Genomic DNA, 15,753 nt, shown 5'->3' on the forward strand with positions numbered 1-15,753 from the left:
TTGACGTGCGCTTGTATACACTTTCCCCAGAATCCATTTGCTATAGTAGGCATGTCTCGCTTGCTCATGTTCATACTGAGTAATTAACCCTTGTAATGCTAGACCAGCCAAGTGTTTCAACGGATGAATGCCGTTCCCCTTACTACCTCCAACGGAAGGGGTTCCTTTGCTCCGAACAGGGATCGCTGCGGTTGCTCTCAGAATCACCCCTCCTGCAGGTCCACTTAGCGCTCCTGCAACAACGCCAACCACTTTTCCCATCACTGGAATGGAGCCTAATAGCTTGGACACCGTACCCATCAAGGCATTTGCCTGTTGATGCTCTGCTGGACTGGTGACTTTTGCTTTAGGGGTAGAGGCTTGGTTGCTAGATGAATCCCTAGCTGCGGATTGTGCCGCCTCATATGCCTTTATGTTCATCAATGGCGGTTCTGGAACAGGAGGGAGGTCAGCTACGAAAACAGGTGCCTTCACCGTACCTTCCTGATAAATCACCGGAGCCTTGGTATCCGTCTCACCGTCCAGTACCATGCTGCTGGCTCCGCCTTTTAGATACAGTGCCGTTCCAGCTTCTAGTGAAAGTTCCTGCCCAGCATCAAGCTTGACGTGACCACCCTGAATCTGCACATTCCCAGGACTGTTGATGGTAATTCCGCTACTTTCATGCAGCGTAATGGAAAATTCACCAGAGGTGGATAGAGTCAGCTCATGTTCAGACATTTCGACGGCGCTACCTTGCACATGTTGCCATATCTTCACATTTGGCTGTCCATTGGTGTGGCGTTGTTGTCGCACTGAATCCGTGACATAGGCATCTTGTTCGCGGTGGGTAGGCAGATACAATTCCACCTGTTCCCCGATCTCAGGCATATCGTACCAGCCACTATGTTCTTCCGCGACATAACGGGTGGCGATGGGAAACCAGCACGCTTTGGCAGGATCTTGTTTCGGGTCAATGTCCAGTTGCAGCTGTACAAAATCCTGCTGTACCTTGAGCACCGTTCCTGTCAGCGAGATTCCAGTAGCCTGATCGTTTTCATACCGGGCATAGCGGATATCTTGTTCGGTTTGAAGATCATAACGGGTGCGCAGTAGGCCATCCGCTAGCGTAGTCACTGCATGAACCACGACCAGTTCTTTGCCTTGTCCAATAGGTAACGTGATAAGGTCGCCTAGTGCATAGTATTGCAGGCTTTCAATCATATAGGTGACATACGAGCCAGCACGTTCTCCCGGCTTTTCCGCATCCAACTCATGAAACGTTTTTCGTACACGATAAAATACGTCCCGCTCTACCTTATGTTGCTTGCCTTCTGGCATACCGAAGAAAACCTTGGGCGAAGCTGCGGTTACCTCTGGCACAAGGACGGAACCAAAGCGAGAAGCAAGACGTTTTAAAAACGCCCAATCCGTCTCCTCATATTGTAAAACAAATGTCTCCAATTTGGCATGGTTGCTTATCGTATCAATGGCATCTCCATACTGATATTTTCGAACCAGCGCAGTGACCAGACCATCATAGGTGCGGTGAATATCTTGATAGGAGCGCCTTTTACGCTTAATATCCATCTGGTATGAATGGGAAGCAGCCTCCAGTTCAAACGTATATACGCCTCGCACACAATGTACGGACATACGCGTGACAATCCCATGGAACAGCCTTCTCAGCGATTGTCCCTGATCATTCAACTGACGAATCGCAATCGGCTCTTGCTCTATATTATGACTGATACAAGCTGCTCCCTGTTCTTCGGAGAGCATGCCACTGATATATAAATAGGCATGATCGTTAATTGTACGTGTTATTTGAAGTTGTTCGATGTGTAGGGGCTGAAAGGGACCATAAAAGCGTAGGCTTTCATATCCAATCCCATCTAATAATACGCTCAAGTGAGTTCATGACTCCTTTCTAGATGCGATGGGTATTTCCAAGTAAAGCACGTCATCTATGTAATGTATTACGGGGGGTGTTTGGTATTAAAAAACGAGAGGTGATATTTAATAAACAACCCAGCATATGTATTTATCGGTTAAAAGAAAGATTTAGTTTACAGAATGACCCATTGGTTGGGGGATTTACTATGTTTATTTTTGGAAGTAGGAGGATGAGAGGGAAGTGTAACATGAGTTAATATAGGAATATGGTAATATGCAAGTGCCGAGATCGGATACCATTTTTGAACGTAAGGATTTGGAGTTGAACAAAATAAGGTTATTCCCTACTGTGACGTGCAATCAACTTGCTGTGGTTCAATTACTTTAATAAAACAGATGCAGGGAAGGTCAACATATACCAATGATGTATGTATTTGCGGGGAATAATGGAAGCGATAAAAGTACGATTGAGAACCTGTTGTTGACCGACTGGGAATTAGCGTAAATATTGATCCTAATGCCCTGCCCAGAGGAACCGAAGAGACTTTCTGAGATGGATATTGTGAACAGACCTGAATTCTCGGAATGGGAGGATAAGCATCATTACAAGCAAGCATTGGAGAATGAAGCTTTGTACTGGCAGGGCATGAAGGACGGAGCACAGTTTGTATATGTTGTATTAGAGATGATGCTTCATGATGAAAAAGAGAAAGAAGAATAGCCAATGGAGATTAGATGGTTATAGAGAACATTAAAAAAGATGCTGGGCACCTACCAATCTGGTCATACCCCTGTCAAGTAGACAGGGTATGACCAGGTTGGTAGGTGTTTTAATTTGTCTTACGTTATGGGACACAGGCTCAGGCTTTTCAGTTCAATCCGTCTTGATTGACTATGCTTGCAACTTACCCGCACGAATATCATCTGTCATGCCCGCGTAAGGTGCCTGGGCAATCAACTTCTCGTTGTTCACACCTGCATTTTCAATGAAAGTAATATATGCGAATTCAGGAACTACATGCTTCGGATAAGTCTCATACTTTTCACGCGATTCTTCCATCAGAGGGATGAAATCATTTTGATAGCGTACTTTAATCTCTGGATGCTCATGCACCCATTTCGGAAAGAAAATAATACCATGCATGGTCAATGAAATGGCTGGATGGGTTCAGTATCGGAGAAGCTTCGCCGAAAGAATCATAAACTTTAAGTCGGTATAAGTCGATTAAATAATTAAGGGCTTATATATACACAAATTTCTATATTAGAACATATCTAGCAGTGAACTTAAGCCCAGGCGTAGAAGCCGTATCTAAAAATAGAATTCATTCCAGGAGGTAAGCTATGAATAAGAGAACAGGCTTTAGATTTTTAGTTGTAATTATGATGATTTATGTATTTACTTTTAATCTGGGTGTGGAAACTGTAAAGGCAAATTCCGTATATTATGTTTCTACAACGGGGAATGACATCACTGGAACCGGTACACTATCAAATCCATGGAAAACCATACAAAAGGCAGCAGATACCATGACAGCCGGAGATACCTGCATCATACGAGGTGGTACATATCGGGAAACAGTAACACTTCATACTTCCGGAACTTCTGCAAAACCCATAAACTTTGAGGCTTATACAGGAGAGAACGTAACGGTATCCGGTGCCGATCCGGTTACTGGCTGGAAAAATTACTCCGGATCCATCTATTATGCGGAAATGAAGGGTTCCCTTGGAACAAAAAATCAGATATTTGTTAATAAGCAAATGCAATTTGAAGCCAGATGGCCCAATTCACCAACACTTGATCCCTTAAATTTAGCATATGCAACAGTTGATTCCGGTTCCACTACAACCATCAAGGATGGAGACTTAACTCAGGCACCTGGATACTGGGTTGGCAAAACGGTTTGGAGTGTTCCGGGAACAGGCTACAAATCTTATAAAAGTACCATTACCAGCTCAAGTGACGGCTCCATTACCTTTGATCAAATAGATACTGCAGCGACAGGCGGTAACAGCTATTATATTACTGGTAATCTTAAAGATCTTGACAGTGCGGGAGAATGGTATTATGACAGCATTACTGGCAGACTTTATTTATGGGCACCTGGTGGAGTTGATCCGAATACTTTGACAGTAGAAGCAAAGAAGCGGACTTATGCATTTGATTTAAGTTCCCACTCTTACATAAATATTACCGGAATTAATATCTTTGCCTCCAGCATTAAAATGTCTAATTCTAATTACTGTAAAGTTTCTAATATGATTGCGGAATATGTCAGTCATGATTCGGATGTTACCAGACAATACAGTACAGGGATATTTATGTCCGGTACCAATAATGAGCTTAGAGACAGTACTTTGACCTACAGTTCCGGTAATCTGGTGAGTATAGAGGGAACAGGAAATAAGGTAATTAATAATCTTATTCATGAAGCAAATTATTCGGCAGCGGATATTCCGGCAATCTATCTATTGGGGGCAAACCATCTAATCAGTCATAATACGGTATATAACGCTGGGCGTCATCTGATATTTATGCCTACCCAAAACAGCCAGATACAATATAATAATCTGTACAATGCAGGAAAGCTGACAAAAGACTGCGGAATACTCTATGAATTTGCCTGGGATGGGCAAGGGACGGTAATTCATCATAATTACATCCATGATAATCTGGCAAAGAATTATTCCGGCACTGGTGTCTATCTGGATAACGGTAGCAAGGGCTATATTGTGCATCATAATGTTGTATGGGGAAACTATACAGGGATAAGATTGAATACACCCAGTAATTTTAACCTGATTTATAACAATACCACCTACAGTAACGGAAATGTAGGATATTGGGGAAGTAATTTTCAGTCAGATATGTACGGCGACAGAATTTTTAACAATATCTTTACTACAGCCTTTACACTGCCTGGTACTCATATAGAGGGAAATAATATTACCTCAGAAACCAATCCGTTATTTGTGAATCCCACAGCATATGATTTCAGGTTGCAGTCTACTTCTCCAGCTATTAATGCAGGGGTTGTAATATCTGGAATCACGAATGATTATGTTGGTTCGGCACCGGATATTGGAGCATATGAGTTCGGTGGAACTGACTGGACTGCCGGGCATGATTTTTCTTCACCTCCGGACCCGGTTTTTGAGAGTGTCAGCTTACTTTATGTTAATAACGTAAGGCAATCTGATTTCGAGAAAGGGATAATCTCACCATGGGCAGCAACATATTCAGATACTGCTGCAAGTGTATCGGTACCAAGAAGCGGCTCTAAGAGTGTTAGATTGGGACCCGGAGAAGATGGTATCGAGCAGATACTTACGGGGCTAACTCCTAATACCAGCTATATGTGTACCGCCTGGGTTAAAGCAGACATAGGAGAGCGGATTCAGATTGGCGTTAATGGCTTTGAAGGAACGGATGTATCCGCAACATCTGACAGTACATCCTGGACAATGGTAAACATTCCTTTTACAACCGGAGCAGGCGCTACCAGGGCAACAGTGTATGCTTACAAGAATCCTGGTACAGCATATGTTTATGTGGATGATTTTGGGGTAGTTGAGCAATAAATTATTTTACTGGTTTTATGTTTGACAGGATTGTCAGAAAGTTAGAAAAACCAAGACTGCCTTGGGACAGATGGATCAGGAGGGACACTTTCAGTAGAAAATAAAAAAAAGAAAGACATAAGACTCTGATCTAAAAACGATAGATTTTCCGCCAAGGGGCGATCAGGCCTTAGGGCATCATTTTTGTACACTCAAGGCACGTTGAGTGCGTGGTCGTAATATGTCGAGATGAGAAGCATTGAGATAGAAGGGATTAAGAGCAACTTGAATATGTTCCTGCATTCAAAAAACGCTTTAGGGTTGTTACTGCATTGCACAATGACAAATAACTTGGAAGATGTCTGGGAAAACAGTAAAGAGGGGCGGCGTGCCCCTCTTATTGCGAGATACTAAATATTTTTAGAAAGTGTAGTTTTTTATTTCGAGATTTTTCATCATAAAAAGCTTTTCTCTCATTCAATGATCTTGCTATATTCGATAAAAGCTGAATTATATTCCTTATCTCATGTTCTGTAGTGTTGTTCATATTGTGAGATTCACTGATTTCATCATTATGTTTAATCTTTAGGTTCTTCTCTATTACGCAAAATAATTCTCAAAGGCAAAGAGGGCTACAAGTAGCGCCCAGTAAAGTATGGGCGCTTTTGCTTAAATAATCCTTTATATAGATTTAAAATCGTTTATTTTAATATATCAGCATGCCTTGCTTGAGAAGTTATTGGAAATTGATGTTCCTATAGTTCTAAACATGTCTAGGGTCTTCTAGATCCGCTGATTTAATCTTTAGTATTCCCGATAGCTACAATATATTTAAGAGGGTTGGATTGAAAATTGTTTGAAGAACTTGTAGACGAAAGATCTATTTTGTTCCAGGTACGCGTAAAAGTTGCCCCTGCTTGCACTGCAGGTCGATCTCTATCCTGTTTATCGTATTGGTAGCTTATATCTGTAATGAAAGTGGGCCGAAGGTCTTCGCTACCTAATTTCAAATCCTTACCAGATATATTTCGAGCGGTTATAGATAATGTTGCCATTTTTGAGCTGCTATCAGCTCCCGGTAAGGTTAGCTCATAAGATAGCGGGCGAATTTTATTGGTATCTATTTCCGTGCTTAAGGGGATTGTATTTGGATCGTAGCCGCCCTCTAAATAGGAAATCACTTTACTTTTTTTGAATTTATTATCTTTAATCGTTAACAATTGATCCTCCCAGCTGCCCTTAATGTTTAAGCCGTCAAGTAGTACCTTGGCAGGAATAAAAACTTGTTTTTGTTTAAGAACAGGTACAGTATCAATTTTCGTGTTTTTTCCATTATACGTTACATTGTTAGAGTTAATTGTAACTTCTATATTCTTGTGATCCCAAGAAATTGTGGCTGTTTTTTTAGGCACATCGTAATTTACTGTCGCTCCAAGCAACTCGCTTACTGCACGTAATGGAATCATAAAGCGCTGTTGTTTGTCGATGTATGGCGCGTCAGGTGATGTGTATAAGATGTAATATTGGTTGATTTTAAGAATCACTGGTGCCTTAATGACAGTCGCTTTCGCATCTACGTGCCCCATGCTTAACGAAAACAATAATAAGGCCGCCAAAGAAAATAAAACAATACTTTTACACAACTTCATATAATATTGCCCTCCATTCATTTATACTGCACTAGATATTTTACTCCAATAATTACAATTAGTTGCGAAAAAAAGGAAAAAAGAACGCATCAAAGGAAACTCTCCTTAATACGTTCTCTTTTAGGGATTAACTTTTAAATATCTATATTATCAGTTTCTTCACCTGCATTTATATAATTTACTCTTACAACATCAGTTGTAAATGAACATGTGCCACTGGCATTGGTATCGGCTGCAGACCAAGTATGGTAATTCATTGAGCTATTTCCAATTAGACTGTTATACCAGTGGGCATTATGAAGATAAGAACCACTGTGAAAATTTTGCGGCTTTTGGCCAATTGTAGTTAATCGTTTTAATATATTCCCACCTCCAGGAATGAAACCTGGTGCTTGGCGTCCTATGGTTATTGTTGTGTTCTGGTTGGTAGTATAATCAATTCCGCTAACGGTAAGAGCTATATTGTTAGATGAAGGTATAGAAAACTTCATATTTACATTTTGTTTGCTCTTAAACCGATGTGAGTAACCTATAGGGTCATTATCTACGCTGATCAGCATTCCCCAATTATCATACAATGTACTATGAATAAGTCCAGCATCTACACCGCCACCATTAGCACCCTGTCCTCCGACATATACATAGCCTGCATCACCATTATAGCTGGAAGATGCTTTATTGTTGTTATCTCGAATCTCTGATCCTCCAGGTAAGTAGACATAATGAGATTGCCATGAATAATTAGCATTAGAAGTTACCCTTCTATAGGGACCTGTACTCCCTGTGCATGGATGTTGTGTAGCCTGTGTACCAATTTCTCCTTGTGATTTTGAAGTGGTCGCACAAGAAGAATCTTTATAAACACTATTACTAACAGAAGTTTTATTGTCATCCTGTTTAGATTGTTCGTTATGAAGAACAATTTGGGTTGGTAAATTATCAACCGGTAAAGCATATCCTTCTTTGCCATCAGGGGTTTCGATTATATTGTCAGAAGTTTTTTTGTATTTAAATACTTTTTCGAGTAACTCAGGTTTGTTCGCATACAGCTTTCCATTAGCATCTTCATAGACTACATTTTCACGTGCGTTTGGCTCCAAATCTACCATAAAGTTTAGGAGAACATTTCGATCCTTCCCTTGAACAGATGAATCGATAAAAATGTCCGCATGGGATGCGGTAGAATTAACCTCTGGTTGGGCAAATACACTAGAAAAAGAGCTCAAAATTAAAGCAGATGCCAATGAGCCTACCATCAAAACTTTATTCATTTTCATGACTTTCCTCCTATAAAACATGAATGTGTTCAATAGCATGACGTGTAGAAAAATGATATAGGCTGATTAAGAGGAATCTAGAAGCTGTTTTCTATGTAATCATGTCCTTTGATCGAACTAAATCAGTTTTCTATCTTCCCTACTGGCCAATAGAGAAATCATGCATAAATGGGATTCGAATCCTATTAGAAACATATTATAGCTATATTTATCTTTTGTGTAAGTTACTCAACTTTTGCAACTCAATTTCTGAAATAAATCCTTGACATAGCTAGGTAAACCGGGAATTACCACTAAATCTCGGAAGAATAGAGCACTAGTTAAGATATGGGTGCGGTTGACGAGTTCAAGAGCGATCCTAAACCTGCCATTAATTGATTGTGAGGGTGTCCAAGAGAGGGTTCCTTTATTGAAATTTCAGAGGTAAGAGGAAGAATATGCTTTCCATCGTCTCGGTATATGTGGAGTCCGTGGTAGTAATATCGAGATAAGAATCATTGATGCATGAGGGTTTAAGAGCAATTTGAATATGTCCCTGCATTTAAAAAAACTTTAGGGTTGAATGTGGGAACATATTATTTTTATCCAAAAGGCACACGGAGTGTTGTGTGTTTCTGTGAAGTAATAATAAATTAGTAACATATTTATCTTTGTGGATTACATAAACGCAGACTCAACCTTCGCAGGATGGAAGCACGGCATTAAATGGCTTCAATTTCAAGAAGGCTAAACTCCATGTTCACACAATTGAATGGGCTCAATAAGTTTGATTTTTTACTGGCGAAGAAAATTCATGCTAATATAACATAAACAGAGAAGATATAATCATGGGGGCATGAATGTATGATAAGTGTGAAAAAAATTGGTTAACAGGATTGTCGATGAATCTGTGATTAAAGGGAAAACTTATATCTATTTAATATCAGGCACTGAGAATTCGTTTACCAGTGGGTATTATAGGATTGTTGAAAATGAAGTCTCATATGTTAGTGATGTAACTGTTTTTCTTTTTGAAAAATATACAAATGAGATTGAGAAGATAATGATCGGAAAGGGGATTCTTTGTATCAAAGTGGAAGCTGGGAATTTAATCGAATATAGTATTGTCAACGATATGAATCCAGAACTTTTTGATAGTGATGTCTTCGAATTGATTATCTACCAGAGATATGATTTGGAACCGGAGGGAGAGGAAAGTAAAGTAACCTTATGGAAATCATTAAAGGCCGAAAAAATAAAAAAAACCCTAGTGTTTGCATGCTATATGAATGATATGGAAGGAATCAAGGAACTCGTTGCGAACGCAAGTAAATCTAATTTAGAAAAGGTTCTGGAATATTGCGGTACAGCTTTGCAGTTTTGCTGTAAACACAATAATTTAGAGGCATTTAGACTTTTAGCAGAAAAAGGGGCAAATGTAGGAAAACGTGCGTTGGCTGAAACATCGCTTGAAATTGCATTTAGATATTCAAGTGATATTGTGAATTATATACATACGGAATATGCGGATATCTATCAAAAAGAGGTAGAAAAGAAGGGATTCGGGATCGCTCTTCATTGTAAAGATGAAGCTCTGTTAAATGATATCTTAGAGATGGGCTGTGATGTGAATTGCGAAAAGAAACCGTTTCCCCCTTTACATAATTTTGCGGATTGTAATAACGTTTTGGGTATTCAATTCCTGTTGGATCATGGAGCTAATATTGAATGTAGGAACCAGTATAAGCAATCGGCCTTGCATAGAGCTGTCAGCAAGGGAAATGCAGCAGCAGTTGAAATCCTATTAAGATATGGGGCCGACATTCAGGCTAAAGATGATAATGGAAAAACACCTTTGGAATTGGCTCGGGCACGTGAAGACAAAACAATATTTAATATGATGGAATGATGTAATTGTAAATATGATTTAAGGAATTTCTTTAATAGCCGATCTAGTATGAGTAAATGATGGGATTTATCGGAGATATTAGGGGGATATAGAGAATTTCTTTGAGGTTGTAAGAAGATCAATTCAAAAAATAGTGTTGCACGAGAATAATAATCGAGTGGTTGAGAAAAATCCTTCATCATGGTCGGAATGGTTTGAGGGATATGCGATGATGTTGTGGGGAAACTGTATGGTTTGAAAAAATAGAGAAGCATATTAGATAAATAAGGTTACAGAAGGCTCTGTCAAGCCTCATTAGTCGGGATTAAAATGGAATTTAGCAAAAATTATATATACTCTAAATTAGGTCCTTAGTATTAACTAAGGGCTTTTTTTGTTCCATATATCCCCATGTATATGCTATAGTGTAAGAAATAAAGAATATTTATGCAGAATTTAGTAGGGATTTGGATTTTTTTATTCCCTTGGTCGTGGGTATATAGTCCTTCGATATAAGCTGAGATATTCCAATGAGGTGAAAGTGAGTGGCAAGAACTTATTATGCAGAAGGCAGGCAAGTTGCTTATGTATTGAGAGGGTTATTTGTTATAGTCGGACTTACTATTTGTTTTAAAATACCTGGTCTACATTGGGGGTACCTTTTTGGCATCTTACTTGGCTCTGTGATTCTTGGAGAAATATTTGGATCGATGTGGACACGAAAGCAACGACAGAAAAAGAAAAGTAAGGTCGCTGGTACGAAAAAAACTGGTAGGAGTAGAACTGCTAGCACGAACAATGGGGTAAGCAAGGTAAAAGGGAAAATAACGAGTAAAAAACTAACTGATGCACAGATTCTCCAAGCTAATGTTGATACACTATCAGGAACAGATTTTGAACGATTAATGGAGCTTTATTATACAGATCAAGGTTATTCAGTACAGCGAGTTGGTGGATCAGGTGATCATGAAGTCGATTTGATTCTCAAAGGTAAAGAGGGTTATAAAATCGCAGTTCAGTGCAAACGCTGGAAACGTGATGTCGGGAATGATATAGTACTCCGGCTCAAGGCTGGTAAGCAGGTACACGGTTGTTATGATGCTTGGATTGTGACGACGAGTAATTTTACAAGGGCTGCTAAAGAGGCGGCGGAGAGGTTGAACATTAAGTTGATTAATGGGGTTGCGCTTGCTGATAGGCTAAAAAGGTGGAAAAAGAATCGTGTAATATAGGAGGGCGAACCTTTGTTATCCGAATATATCAATAAACAAGATATTGATGGTGTTTTTTGGGAGAATGTTATTTCTGATGTTGAGAGAAAAGAATGCCCTTTTAGTATCCTTTATTTTATAAAAAAGCGCTGAAGCTAAAGAAGTGGAAAATAAATAGGAATATCAGATATATGTACTAATTATTTTTAAGCTTTATTGGGAATATAATCCTTGTTATAATAATAACGAACATTTGTTCTCTTTCTGTTTGTTCATTTTGGAAGACGGCAGGTTGATGAAATAAAATGCTTGTATTATTAAAAGGAGTGTAGTCTATGTTTACTGCTTTGTATAGGAGATTTAATAACTTTCGGGTAAATGCCCTATATGATCTGCTTGAAACCTCTCCATTAGAATACTCAAGTGAATGGATTACTGATCTACTAGTTACTGATGAAAATATAACAATGGATTATTATCGTACAATACGTTCCATAGAACTATTCTACGATAATAGCTCAGAAGAAGAAACTCCTGAGGTATTAAGTAAAGCATATAAAGCTAGTTGTATGTTTTCGAAAAGTGGAAATTATGCTGTGATATATGGAAGTAAAGCTGCATGTAGTAATTTAGAGAGGTACTTAGAAAAAGAAGCACATATAAGTTTTTACTCGTACAGAGTAGAGTTGAAGGGGATTTTAAATAAAATCTCAAGTAAACAGTATCAAATAAAAAAAATAGAATATTATAATGTGGAATTTTTTAACGTAGTTCTTAGTGCACTCACTTTGGAATTCAAAACAAATTTGGATGCACAACAAACACTTAAAAAGATACCAACCTCTCCCTCTAAAACTAGTATAGAGATTTATTACAATGGAGGATGGTACACACTCAATTTTGATCTGATCAATAATTCGGTAAAGTTAATCTATGATTCATTAAAAAGTACTAATATAGATAATGTAAGGGAATTAATTTTCAGTTTTTTTGAGGGGGAATAATTTTGTCAGAAGAACAGCAATATCAAGGTGATAGATGGACTACACAATCTAAAAATATCCTACAGAATTTGGGATGGACTCAAGTTGGTGATTCGAACTTTGACATTGATTGTGTGAATAAACCTGCACATAAAACAAAGACACGAGATAGAGTCAATCCTCATGGAATTGATTTAGTCTTTTCATTTTACGATCCATATAGCAAAAAAGATGTTGGACTAATAGTAGAATCTAAACACAGAAAATGGGATGGCATAAATAAAGCTGAAATTGAGGACTTTGTAAAGCAATTACAAATGACCATTGAATGTGCAGGTACTAATGAAACTTTGCAACAACTGGGTTGCCCAATTGTAAGAGTAGGGCTTCTAATGATATGGTGCAATGAACCTGAACGCTTCGAAGAGGATAAATACAGAGAATACTTAAAACAATTGAAGCTTACTTCTAAAAGGAACAACCCAGTCACCATCTATGTAGCTTCAAATAATGAAATTTTAAGATGGTGCTCGTTGATTCAAAAAGTTATTTATATAAGAAAAGATTCCAACGTTTCGGAGTTTAAGTTTTTTTATCCTAGCGATACATATAGCGGGGGAAAAAGCTCACCTTCAAGAAGAGATCATGTTAATATAGTTCATTTGTTTTCAAGTTATATTTTTGCTAAAAGTAAGGAAAAACAAATATTTAGAGGAAACACATTAACCAGTGAAATTAGTCACGTCTTCTTCTTTGCTGAGCCTACCTTAGAAGAATTAAATTTTATGTACTCTTGTATACAACCTTTTCAACTTGAGGACGCTCAAGAACTAAGGATTTATTTGTATAATGATGATACAACTTTTAGAGTACAAATCGAACAATTTATTAGATCCAAAAGAAAAGATTTAATTGCACAAGGATCGGGTTTAGAAATCACTATTGACTACATGATAAGGCTTGCTAATGTTCCTGAGGAATACAATAAATAGTTAAGTGAGGAAAAATATAATGCAGCTAAAAAAATACCCCAATAGATTACATGTGAGAAAGGTAATTGAGCAATTTATGAATAGTAAGGACTCAAGAAGCTTTTTTCAAGAGCAAGGAATACTTGTACAAGCAGTAAAAAGAAAAGATGTAGCTAAGCTTGGAGCAGATCATTATTTTTCAAGGAAGAGATTTCTAGAACTTAAAGAAAAAATTGATACGGAACATAATTACAAAAAAACCGGAAGAATAGAATTGCCAAAAGAGCAAGTAGACGATCTTAAAAGTGCACTATTGGAAATTAACGGTGTTCGTCTAGATAATGATGAAGAAAATACAATGGTGACTGTATCAGAAGCTAAAAATGGAGATTGGAAATTTATTATAAATTATACAGAATATAAACCGAGTATGATTGATTTGTTAGATAGAACTGACAGAAGAGTAGAAGTAACTGTGAACCAACAAAAAGATACTTGTAGTTTGGATTTTGATACTTTAGCTAGCAATGATTATAGCAAAGTTACACAAGTAATTAACTATATCCATCAAAAGAATAATGACATAAAGTTTGATTTTTCTGAAATAAGTTTGAGAATGTTGTCTTGTGAGAAAAGGATTCAGTTATTTAATGAATTTTTTCAACATGACCACTCACCATGGAAATTTGAAGAAATAATAAAACTGAAAGTTAAACGTGATGATGATGGGGCTAACTCGGAGGAAAGTTCAATATCAGCAAATCAGCTTAGAGGTATAAACTCAGCAATTATAGATGGGAAGAATCTTATTGAAAATAGTTTTGTAAAGGGTACGTTAGACAACGGATTCTACTTTTCCATGGCGACTATGAGATTTGAAAATATTGAAACTGCCCAATTTATAGATGTTGCTATTGAATTTAAAAGCAGACCTGAAAAATGCGAAACTAAGCTGGTTAATTCAGGATTCTTTATTGAGGAATTTGGTGGTGAGATATTAGAAGAGAATCTTATATTTGAATCAAAAATTCAAGATGCTATTTTGTTTGAGTTTAAAAATGTGCTTTACCAAATTTACCGGAAATTATTAAGGGGACGCAGGGTTTCTTTTTCTGTTGGCAAAGTAGAAGTTAAATTTATTGAGGAGAATACAGAGCCTGTAAATTAAATTGTGAAAACTCTTGAACTAAGTAAAATGGAAGTAATACAAAGGTTTTGGGGAGCACATTGGACTTTGGATAAAAGGCAATTGCAAGCATTTATTACAGAGGACAAGTTGGGTCTTTTTGTCATGCCGTTCATGTTGTTATAGCGGCACGGAAGTATATTGATGATTGGTGGTTTCAGAAAACATTATGGAATGTTCTTACTCCTATTGCCTTTGAAAGTTTCACCTCATTATGTTGAGATTCGAGCGTGTAATCTATTATAACAAATACGAATATTTGTTTCTGTTTATCGCAGAGATGCATGCGCTATCCATGTTCACAACCATATTATCCAAACCACCAAATAGGAGGCTAAAATTTGTCCACTAATCCAACACGAAATCAATACATCAATCTGTTCCACTTTAAGGAGATCGCTCATGTAGGCGACTAACTTTGTGCGTCGCAATCTAGCACTCGTACCATCACTATGTTGGACAGCATATATCTTGATCAACTCAAGCGAGTCATAGCTGAACGTTGATCCTTCCACCGATGTTACCGAAGTCATCTTTATGCTCAGTGCTGATCAAATTGACGAAGATGATCCATTCTAACTTGCCGTGCTTGAACGTATGTTACGAGATGGCATCTACTACAATGAAAGAAAATATGCCCGTTCGATCAAGTCACCTGCGATGGGACGTACACAGCGAACAGAATTTATCCAAGAAAAGTATATTGCTGAGCTGATTTGTATCAATATTTTACACTCGACAAATTGCCACCACTCACCAATATCCATAAGTGGGAAGCTGCACTTGATGTGGGTCGTTCCGCAGCACAATCAGTTCCATATAGTCCACGTATTGACGTCATTCCAGATTATGAAAAGGATACGATCATCGAAGGTATATGGAAAGTGGAAAAGTGTGCTGAAGATTTGCAACAGCAGAAGTTGATATTCAATGAGAAGACGCAGCAACGTGAATATTTCAAAGCGTAGAAAGTATTGAAACCATCAAAGGAACATCTACATAAATTAGAACGTATACCGAATAAATCGATCCTGTGGAATGGCGGTACAAAGTCTGTTCCTGATCAAAATTAATCTAGAAACAAAATCTTCGTGTGAAGCTAGAATAGCATTTAATTCTTCCAATATTACGTATACACGTACCACATCCGTTATCATCCTTTGTTACACT

General features: G+C 38.0%; 11 protein-coding genes and 1 pseudogene. 8 read left to right on the forward strand and 4 right to left on the reverse strand.

Translation table 11 applies throughout. From position 1 onward, the window contains the following. On the reverse strand, positions 1 to 1,890 hold a 1,890-nt coding region (locus tag HFE01_RS12485; protein ID WP_260403073.1), incomplete at its 3' end, for a contractile injection system protein, VgrG/Pvc8 family. A gap of 547 nt (positions 1,891 to 2,437) precedes the next feature. Here HFE01_RS12485 and HFE01_RS12490 point away from each other — a divergent pair. After that, positions 2,438 to 2,596, forward strand: coding sequence for a hypothetical protein (locus tag HFE01_RS12490; RefSeq protein ID WP_193373338.1), 159 nt, complete (start codon positions 2,438 to 2,440; stop codon positions 2,594 to 2,596). Positions 2,597 to 2,767: 171 nt separating this feature from the next. Here HFE01_RS12490 and HFE01_RS12495 read toward each other — a convergent pair. Further along, a pseudogene (locus HFE01_RS12495) lies at positions 2,768 to 3,019 on the reverse strand (phenolic acid decarboxylase); the annotation flags it as partial. 200 nt (positions 3,020 to 3,219) lie between these two features. Between HFE01_RS12495 and HFE01_RS12500 the strand changes: the two are divergent. Continuing rightward, the gene (locus HFE01_RS12500) at positions 3,220 to 5,460 is read left to right on the forward strand and encodes a right-handed parallel beta-helix repeat-containing protein (RefSeq protein WP_167438669.1); all 2,241 of its coding nucleotides are present in this window, start codon (positions 3,220 to 3,222) and stop codon (positions 5,458 to 5,460) included. Between the two features lie 776 nt (positions 5,461 to 6,236). Here the strand turns inward: HFE01_RS12500 and HFE01_RS12505 are convergent. Together HFE01_RS12505 and HFE01_RS12510 are read right to left on the reverse strand one after the other, a co-directional pair. Continuing rightward, positions 6,237 to 7,088: a copper amine oxidase N-terminal domain-containing protein gene (locus HFE01_RS12505; protein ID WP_167438670.1), complete on the reverse strand. Its 852-nt coding sequence runs from the start codon at positions 7,086 to 7,088 to the stop codon at positions 6,237 to 6,239. A 134-nt stretch (positions 7,089 to 7,222) separates the two neighbouring features. Continuing rightward, positions 7,223 to 8,365 (reverse strand): hypothetical protein, encoded by a 1,143-nt coding sequence (locus HFE01_RS12510; RefSeq protein ID WP_167438671.1) that lies wholly within the window; start codon positions 8,363 to 8,365, stop codon positions 7,223 to 7,225. A gap of 889 nt (positions 8,366 to 9,254) precedes the next feature. Between HFE01_RS12510 and HFE01_RS12515 the strand changes: the two genes are divergently transcribed. The 6 genes from HFE01_RS12515 to HFE01_RS27310 all read left to right on the forward strand — a co-directional run bounded on the left by HFE01_RS12515 (position 9,255) and on the right by HFE01_RS27310 (position 15,551). Beyond that, the gene (locus tag HFE01_RS12515) at positions 9,255 to 10,253 is read left to right on the forward strand and encodes an ankyrin repeat domain-containing protein (RefSeq protein ID WP_243208183.1); all 999 of its coding nucleotides are present in this window, start codon (positions 9,255 to 9,257) and stop codon (positions 10,251 to 10,253) included. A gap of 524 nt (positions 10,254 to 10,777) precedes the next feature. Continuing rightward, positions 10,778 to 11,464 carry a restriction endonuclease gene (locus HFE01_RS12520; protein ID WP_167438673.1) on the forward strand — a complete coding sequence of 229 codons (687 nt, stop codon included), beginning with the start codon at positions 10,778 to 10,780 and terminating at the stop codon, positions 11,462 to 11,464. Between the two features lie 314 nt (positions 11,465 to 11,778). After that, complete coding sequence (locus tag HFE01_RS12525; protein WP_167438674.1) at positions 11,779 to 12,447, forward strand: hypothetical protein; 669 nt, start codon at positions 11,779 to 11,781, stop codon at positions 12,445 to 12,447. 2 nt (positions 12,448 to 12,449) lie between these two features. Then, positions 12,450 to 13,418 (forward strand): PD-(D/E)XK nuclease domain-containing protein, encoded by a 969-nt coding sequence (locus HFE01_RS12530; protein ID WP_167438675.1) that lies wholly within the window; start codon positions 12,450 to 12,452, stop codon positions 13,416 to 13,418. A 19-nt stretch (positions 13,419 to 13,437) separates the two neighbouring features. Next, positions 13,438 to 14,565 carry a hypothetical protein gene (locus tag HFE01_RS12535; protein ID WP_167438676.1) on the forward strand — a complete coding sequence of 376 codons (1,128 nt, stop codon included), beginning with the start codon at positions 13,438 to 13,440 and terminating at the stop codon, positions 14,563 to 14,565. A 761-nt stretch (positions 14,566 to 15,326) separates the two neighbouring features. Then, complete coding sequence (locus HFE01_RS27310; RefSeq protein WP_243208184.1) at positions 15,327 to 15,551, forward strand: hypothetical protein; 225 nt, start codon at positions 15,327 to 15,329, stop codon at positions 15,549 to 15,551. Positions 15,552 to 15,753 lie beyond the last annotated feature (202 nt).

This window comes from Paenibacillus sp. EKM10P (assembly GCF_011800655.1).
GTDB classification, from domain to species: Bacteria; Bacillota; Bacilli; order Paenibacillales; family Paenibacillaceae; genus Paenibacillus; species Paenibacillus polymyxa.

What these genes read in the sequence shown, in the direction of transcription:
- HFE01_RS12500 (WP_167438669.1), top strand. Translation starts at nt 3,220, where the DNA reads ATGAATAAGAGAACAGGCTTTAGATTTTTAGTTGTAATTATGATGATT.
- HFE01_RS12505 (WP_167438670.1), bottom strand. Translation starts at nt 7,088, where the DNA reads ATGAAGTTGTGTAAAAGTATTGTTTTATTTTCTTTGGCGGCCTTATTA.
- HFE01_RS12510 (WP_167438671.1), bottom strand. Translation starts at nt 8,365, where the DNA reads ATGAAAATGAATAAAGTTTTGATGGTAGGCTCATTGGCATCTGCTTTA.
- HFE01_RS12525 (WP_167438674.1), top strand. Translation starts at nt 11,779, where the DNA reads ATGTTTACTGCTTTGTATAGGAGATTTAATAACTTTCGGGTAAATGCC.
- HFE01_RS12535 (WP_167438676.1), top strand. Translation starts at nt 13,438, where the DNA reads ATGCAGCTAAAAAAATACCCCAATAGATTACATGTGAGAAAGGTAATT.